This window comes from Pseudomonas sp. D47 (assembly GCF_045447305.1).
GTDB lineage: Bacteria > Pseudomonadota > Gammaproteobacteria > Pseudomonadales > Pseudomonadaceae > Aquipseudomonas.
In genome coordinates this window covers 1-7,298 of the sequence record NZ_JBJGXU010000052.1, presented here as the reverse complement: position 1 = coordinate 7,298, position 7,298 = coordinate 1, and the positions used below count along the sequence as shown (strand labels likewise).

Sequence of the window (7,298 nt, the reverse complement as noted above, 5' to 3'; positions counted from 1 at the left end):
GACATGGGAAGCGGGGACAAGCGGGAATCAAGCAGCGTTCACTTTTATTGCAGTTACACGGCGTCGATATGCCGATAGTCCAGGTGCAATTGCAGCGCCAGCTGTTTGGCCCGGCCGAGAGTGATCGGCCCGCGCTCGATATCCACCAGCACACCCGGGCAATCGAGCAGCGGCAGGCCGTCGATAGCCTTGAGCCGCCCATCGGTAATCACCAGCAAACGCTGCTGCTCGGCGGGGTAACGCTGGCGCCGCGCGTGCAGCCACTGCCCGGCTTCGGACAAGGCCGCCAGCAACGGCGTGCCGCCGCCGGCGCCGAGCTGAGCGAGCCAACCGGCCAAGCCTTTGGCGGCCTTGAGGCCCTGCACTTGCCACTTCGGCGAGTGGCCGCTGGCCGTGAGTAACGCCATGCGCGCGCGTTGCCGGTAAGCGTCATCAAACAACTGGGCGAGCAGGCCTTTGGCGTCGGTCAACGCGCCATGGCGCCGCGTAGACGCCGAGGCGTCGACGATCACCAGCCACAACTCATGGGCCGCGCGGTTGCGCAGGTGGAACAGTAGATCCTCACGGCACTGCGGCCGGCCGCCGAGCAAGGTGCCGGGCCAGTTGATCGCGCCGTGTTTGGCGCTGCGCGCCTTGCCGTGCCTGCCTTTGTCCAGTCGCCCCGCCTTGGGCCGGGCATCCGCCCCCGCGTCAGGTCGGGGGCGAATGCCTAGGGCTTTTTTGGCCAGGTGGGTACTTCCCGGCGTGCGCCCGTGGGCAAGGCCGGCGCGGGCATGTCGCCCCACTGGCCCTGGCCAGGTGAAGTGTCTGAAGGCTGGGGCGCCTGGCCTTGATTGGGCGGGCTTGCCGGCGGGGTTTGCGCTTGACGACGATGGCGCAAGGCAAACTCGGCCACCGCTTCGATGTCTTCCTCGGCGATGGCGGTAGCGCCACGCCAGGCCGCATGGGCGCGGGCGCCGCGCAACCAGACGAGGTCAGCGCGCAAGCCATCGACCCCGGCGGCAAAACAGCGCTCGGTGATCTGTGCCAGCGCCTGGTCATCCAGCTCAATGCCGTCGAGCTGTGCTCGCGCCTGGGTGCAGCGTTCACGCAAGGCGGCTTGCGGCTCGGCCCACTGCGTGCAGAACGCGGCGGGATCGCTGTCGAAATCCAGCCGGCGCCGGATGATTTTCCCGCGCTCGGTGGGCAGCGTTTGCCCGCTTAATGCCACGTTGAAACCGAAACGGTCGAGCAGCTGCGGGCGCAACTCCCCCTCCTCCGGGTTCATGGTGCCGATCAACACAAAACGTGCCGAGTGGCGATGGGAAATGCCATCGCGCTCGATCAGGTTGGTGCCGCTGGCGGCCACATCCAGCAGCAGGTCCACCAAGTGGTCGGGCAGCAAGTTGACTTCATCGACGTACAACACGCCGCCATCGGCCTTGGCCAGTACGCCGGGGGAAAACTGCGCACGGCCTTCGCCCAGTGCGGCGTCCAGGTCCAGGGTGCCGACCAGGCGTTCTTCGGTGGCGCCCAACGGCAAAGTGACGAACTGACCACTGGCGAGCAGGTCCGCCAAGCCACGTGCCAGGGTGGACTTGGCCATGCCGCGCGGGCCTTCGATCAGCACACCGCCGATTTTCGGGTCGATGGCGGTGAGGCACAGCGCCAGTTTCAGGTCGTCGGCGCCGACCACGGCGGACAGAGGGAAATGTGGAATATCAGTCATGCACGTTCTCGTTAAATTCTGCGGCACAGGTAATTTCCTGTGGGCGGCCTTGTTGTGGCGCGCTAGCTGCCTTCTTCTATGTCCAACAACAGGTTTTCCAACGCCTCGCGATAGGCGCCCGGCTCTTGCCACATGCCACGCTGCTGGGCTTCGAGCATGCGCTCGGTCATGTCGCGCAGGGCATCGGGGTTGTGCTGCTGCACAAAGGCCCGGGTGTCAGGATCGAGCAGGTACGCGTCAGCGAGCAAGGCGTATTGGTGATCATCGATCAGTGCGGTGGTGGCGTCGAACGCGAACAGGTTGTCCACGGTTGCGGCCATTTCGAACGCACCTTTATAGCCATGACGCTTCACGCCGTCGATCCACTTGGGGTTGGCGGCGCGGGAACGGATCACCCGGTTCAGCTCTTCCTTCAAGGTGCGGATCTTCGGCAAGTCGGGCTGGCTATGGTCGCCATGGTAGCTGGCGGCCTTATCGCCGCTCAGGGTTTCCACGGCGGCGAGCATACCGCCCTGGAATTGGTAATAGTCGTTGGAGTCGAGCAAGTCGTGCTCGCGGTTGTCCTGGTTTTGCAGGACCGCCTGCACCTGGCTCAGGCGCTGGGCGAACTGTTCGCGGGCAGCGGTGCCTTCATCGGAACCACCGTAGGCGTAGCCACCCCAGTTCAAGTAGACCTCGGCCAAGTCCTCGCGGCTCTGCCACAGACGACTGTCAATCGCGCCCTGCACGCCCGCGCCATACGCCCCCGGCTTGGCGCCAAAGATGCGCCAGCCGGCTTGTTTGGCTGCGGCTTCTGCGTCCAGGCCCGAGAGGCGCAAGGCCTCACGCTCACTGCGCACCTTGGCCGCCAGCGGGTTCATATCATCCGGTTCATCCAGGGCCGCCACCGCCTGCACCGCCGCATCGAACAGGCGGATCAGGTTGGCGAACGCGTCACGGAAGAACCCGGACACGCGCAGCGTCACGTCAACACGCGGGCGGTCGAGCAAACTGATCGGCAGGATCTCAAAGTCATCCACCCGCTGGCTGCCCGTGGCCCAGACCGGGCGCACGCCCATCAACGCCATGGCCTGGGCGATGTCGTCGCCGCCGGTGCGCATGGTGGCCGTGCCCCAGACCGACAGGCCAAGCTGGCGCAAGTGATCGCCATGGTCTTGCAGGTGCCGTTCAAGGATCAGGTTGGCGGATTGGAAGCCAATGCGCCAGGCCGTGGTGGTGGGCAGGTTGCGCACGTCCACGGTAAAGAAATTGCGCCCGGTGGGCAGCACATCCAGGCGCCCGCGACTTGGCGCGCCGCTGGGGCCGGCCGGTACGAAAAGGCCGCTCAAAGCATCCAGCAAACCGCGCATTTCCGCCGGCCCGCACGCGTCCAGGCGTGGCGCGACGACGATGCGCAGGCTCTCAATGACCGACTTCACATCCTCCCAACCGGGCTCTTCAAGTTGCTCAAGCGGCCCTTCCAGCGCTTGCTCGATCAAACGCGCGGCATACAACTCCAGGCGCTCGCGGGTATCACCGGCGGTGCGCCAGCGCTGTTGATCGATTTGCTGCAACACCTCGGGGCGGCGCCCGGTCCAGGGCTCGGCCAGCGCACAATCAAGCGGGTCAAAACCCAGCTCGAAGGCCTTGGCCAATACGCGCAGCAAACTCGATTGCGGGCCACGGCCATCGCCGCGCGGGATGCGCAGCAAGGCCAGCAAGGTGTCGATGCGCAAGCGGCCTTCGGGCGACTCGCCAAAGATATGCAGGCCGTCGCGGATCTGCGACTCCTTCAAGTCGCACAGGTAGGTGTCCAGGCGCGGCAGCCAGACCGCCGCGTCGGCGTCGTTATCCAGCTCAAGTTCCTGGTCGATACGGGTCTCGCGCACCAGCTTGAGGATGTCTTTTTGCAGTTCGAGCGCGCGGCGCGGGTCGAGCAATTGCGCCTCATAATACTCGTCCGCCAACAGCTCAAGATTGCGCAGCGGGCCGTAGGTTTCGGCGCGGGTCAGCGGCGGCATCAAGTGGTCGATGATCACCGCCTGGGTGCGGCGCTTGGCCTGGGCGCCCTCACCCGGATCGTTGACGATAAACGGGTAAATGTTCGGCAGCGGCCCGAGCAGCGCATCAGGCCAGCAGTTTTCCGACAGCCCCACGCCTTTGCCCGGCAGCCATTCGAGGTTGCCGTGCTTGCCTACGTGGATCACGGCGTGGGCGCCGTAGGTGTGGCGCAACCAGAAGTAGAACGCCAGGTAACCGTGAGGCGGCACCAGGTCCGGGTCGTGGTACACCGCGCTGTGGTCGACCTGATAACCGCGCGCCGGCTGGATGCCGACGAAGGTCAGGCCAAAACGCAGGCCGGCGATCATCAGGCGGCCGTCGCGGCACATCGGGTCGGTGTGGGGTGCGCCCCAGCGCTCCAGCACGGCTTGGCGATTGGCTTCGGGCAAGCGCTTGAACAGCGCCTCGTAATCATCCAGGCCCAGGCTTTGATGGCACGGGCGCAGGTCGAGGCTGTCGAGGTCGTTGGTCACGCCACCGAGCAATTCGTGGATCAGGGCGGTGCCGCTGTCAGGCAACTCACGGGGCAGCGGATAGCCTTCGGCTTGCAGCGCGCGCAGGATATTCAGCGCCGCCGCCGGCGTATCCAGACCCACGCCGTTGCCGATACGGCCGTCGCGGGTCGGGTAGTTGGCGAGGATCAGCGCGATGCGTTTATCCGCGTTCGGCACCCGCGCCAGTTCGACCCAACGGCGTGCCAGCTCAGCGACGAAATCCATGCGCTCGGGCGCGGCGCGGTAGCACACCACGTCGGACTGGCTGCGCTCGCTGCGCCAGGCCAGGTCCTTGAAGCTGATCGGGCGGCTGATAATGCGCCCGTCCAGCTCCGGCAAGGCGATGTGCATCGCCAAGTCGCGCGGGCCGAGGCCTTGTTCGCTGGCCTCCCAGCCAGGCTGGTTGTCCTGGGCGCAAATTGCCTGGATTACCGGGATATTGCGGCGAAACGGGCGCAAATGCGGCGCTTCGGGGCTGGATTGGGCAAACCCAGTGGTGTTCAGAATCACCGCCGCCTGCACTTCATCCAGCAAGTCCTCGACCACCGTCAGGCAGCCAGGCTCTTTCAAACTGGCCACCGCCATCGGCAACGGGTTAAGGCCCGCCGCCTGCAAGCGCTGGCAGAACACATCGATAAAACCGGTATTGGCCGCCTGCAGGTGCGAGCGGTAAAACAGTACCGCCGCCACGGGGAAATCCGGCTGCCAATCCGCCTGCCAATCATTCAGGCGTGCGTTGGCTATGTGCGGGTGATAAATCGCGGTGCGCGGCAAGGTTTGCGGCTCGGCCCAGGCGTAGTCGCGGCCCAGGTAGCGGCTTGCCAAACAGCGATAAAAATCCAAGGCATTGCCCAGCCCGCCCTGGCGCAGGAAGTGCCAGAGGCGATCACGATCATCTACGCCTACGGTGCTGAGGCTGCTGAGTTCCGGGTCCGGGCGGTCATCGCCCGGCACCAGGATCAGTTGCACGCCGCGCTCGGCCAATTCCACCAGGCGCTCGATGCCGTAGCGCCAGTAACCGATGCCGCCGTGCAGCGAAATCAGGATGACCTTGGCGTGACGCAGCACCTCATCGACGTACAGGTCGACCGAGGCGTGGTTTTGCACCTGCATCGGGTTGGCCAGACGAACGCTTGGGTAGTCGTCGGGCAGCTGTTGAGCCGCTTCGGCCAACAACGCCAGGCTGGAATCACCGCTGCACAGGATCACCAGTTCAGCGGGGGTTTGGCCTAAGTCGGCAATATTGTCGTCGGAGACGAAACCACCGGGCTGGGTCCTGAGCAGGTGCATGGGTTAAACGCTGAGCGCTGCGCGCAGCTGCGCTTCGAGGCCCGCCGCGTCCAGTTCCTGACCGATCAGCACCAGGCGCGTGATGCGTGCTTCGTCGGCGCCCCAGGCACGGTCAAAGTGCTTGTCGAAACGCGTACCCACGCCCTGGATCAGCAGGCGCATCGGCTTGTTCGGGATCGCGGCGAAACCTTTGACGCGCAGGATGCCGTGCTGCACCACCAACTGAGCCAAGGCGTCGAGCAGCAACGCTTCGTCGGCTTGCGGCAGGTCGATGGAGATGGAGTCGAAGGCGTCGTGATCGTGGTCATGCTCGCCTTCATCGTCGTGGTGATGGTCGTGGTGGCTGTGGCGGCCGTCGATGTGTTCTTCGGAGCCGGCGCCCAGGCCGATCAGCACGTCCAGCGGCAGGCGACCGCTGCTGGCTTCGATGACCTTCACGGCGGGCGGCAGCTCTTCGGCGACTTCCAGGCGCACGCGGGCCAAGTCTTCAGGGCTGATCAGGTCGGCTTTGTTGAGGATCACCAGGTCAGCGCTGGCCAGTTGGTCGGCGAACAGCTCGTGCAGCGGCGATTCGTGATCCAGATTCGGGTCGAGTTTGCGCATGGCGTCGACCTGGTCCGGGAACGCCGCAAAAGTGCCAGCGGCCACGGCTGGGCTGTCGACCACGGTGATCACTGCGTCAACGGTGCAGGCGCTGCGGATTTCCGGCCACTGGAAGGCTTGTACCAGCGGTTTTGGCAGGGCCAGGCCGGAGGTTTCGATGAGGATATGGTCGAGGTCGCCGCGACGGGCAACCAGTTCGCGCATCACCGGGAAGAACTCTTCCTGCACGGTGCAGCACAGACAGCCGTTGGCCAGTTCGTACACGCGGCCGTTGGCTTCTTCTTCGGTGCAACCGATGGAACACTGCTTGAGAATTTCACCGTCGATGCCCAACTCACCGAACTCGTTGACGATCACGGCGATGCGACGGCCCTGGGCGTTGTCGAGCATGTGGCGTAGCAAGGTGGTTTTGCCCGAGCCGAGAAAGCCGGTAACGATGGTGACGGGGAGTTTGGCCAGTGTTTTCATCGGATGCCCTTTGGGGCGGGCATACGGGACGATAGGCCCTGCGACGGCGCGCAGCAGCGGATTTCGTCACCGGATCACCCCGCCCGGTTGAAGTAGAAAATCGGTTGCGAGGCAGGTCTCCTGGCTTGGGGCGTGCGGGTCTTGCGACCGGCGCTGGCTGCGCCTTCCCGCCGTATTGGCAGTGGCGTGGCAGTCAGCTAAACCCTTTACAGTTGCGGGGGCAGCCGCGGCTTGGACCGCGTTCCCTTCTTAGCTTCGGCGTGGGCCGAAGAACCTCGAAGGTGCAAGGCTACGCAGTGCGTGGGGGATGGTCAATGATGGGGTTGGGTTGGGTTGGTTGGTTGGTGTACATATCCGTTCTTGCCGTAACGGCCACTAATGGTTCCGCTCTTACAGCGGCTCACTTTGGAAAAGCCCCAAAGTAAGCAAAGGGCTCTTGCCCCACCACTCGGCACCTCGCCTAGGCTCGGTGTGCCCTCACTCCGGCTTTGGAGCGGGGGCCGCCGCCATGGGCCATCCTTGGCCCATGGCGGCTAAACCGGCGTCCTGCCGGTTTACCCCCGCTCCAAAGCCTGCGTTCGGCCAGCGTGGTTTAACGGGGCGCCTCAGATCAAGATCAAGATCAAAAGCACGGCGGCCTAGTAGCCGACCTGAGTGGTTAAATCAAAAGCAAAATCGAGGCGGCCTGACAGCCG

At 64.8% G+C, this 7,298-nt stretch carries 4 protein-coding genes and 1 riboswitch; all 4 genes read right to left on the bottom strand.

All coding sequences use genetic code 11. From position 1 onward, the window contains the following. Positions 1-53: 53 nt before the first annotated feature. Positions 54-656 (bottom strand): VWA domain-containing protein, encoded by a 603-nt coding sequence (locus ACI77I_RS24805; protein WP_083360413.1) that lies wholly within the window; start codon positions 654-656, stop codon positions 54-56. 53 nt (positions 657-709) lie between these two features. After that, the gene (locus ACI77I_RS24800) at positions 710-1,708 is read right to left on the bottom strand and encodes an ATP-binding protein (RefSeq protein ID WP_406998801.1); all 999 of its coding nucleotides are present in this window, start codon (positions 1,706-1,708) and stop codon (positions 710-712) included. Between the two features lie 62 nt (positions 1,709-1,770). After that, positions 1,771-5,532, bottom strand: a complete 3,762-nt coding sequence (cobN, locus tag ACI77I_RS24795) for a cobaltochelatase subunit CobN (protein WP_406998799.1) — start codon at positions 5,530-5,532, stop codon at positions 1,771-1,773. A 3-nt stretch (positions 5,533-5,535) separates the two neighbouring features. Continuing rightward, complete coding sequence (cobW, locus tag ACI77I_RS24790; protein ID WP_406998797.1) at positions 5,536-6,603, bottom strand: cobalamin biosynthesis protein CobW; 1,068 nt, start codon at positions 6,601-6,603, stop codon at positions 5,536-5,538. A 92-nt stretch (positions 6,604-6,695) separates the two neighbouring features. Next, positions 6,696-6,896: riboswitch (cobalamin riboswitch) on the bottom strand. Positions 6,897-7,298: the final 402 nt, after the last annotated feature.

Bases quoted from the DNA above. Each gene is read 5' to 3' on its own strand.
- ACI77I_RS24800 (WP_406998801.1), bottom strand. From the start codon at position 1,708: ATGACTGATATTCCACATTTCCCTCTGTCCGCCGTGGTCGGCGCCGAC.
- cobN (WP_406998799.1), bottom strand. From the start codon at position 5,532: ATGCACCTGCTCAGGACCCAGCCCGGTGGTTTCGTCTCCGACGACAAT.
- cobW (WP_406998797.1), bottom strand. From the start codon at position 6,603: ATGAAAACACTGGCCAAACTCCCCGTCACCATCGTTACCGGCTTTCTC.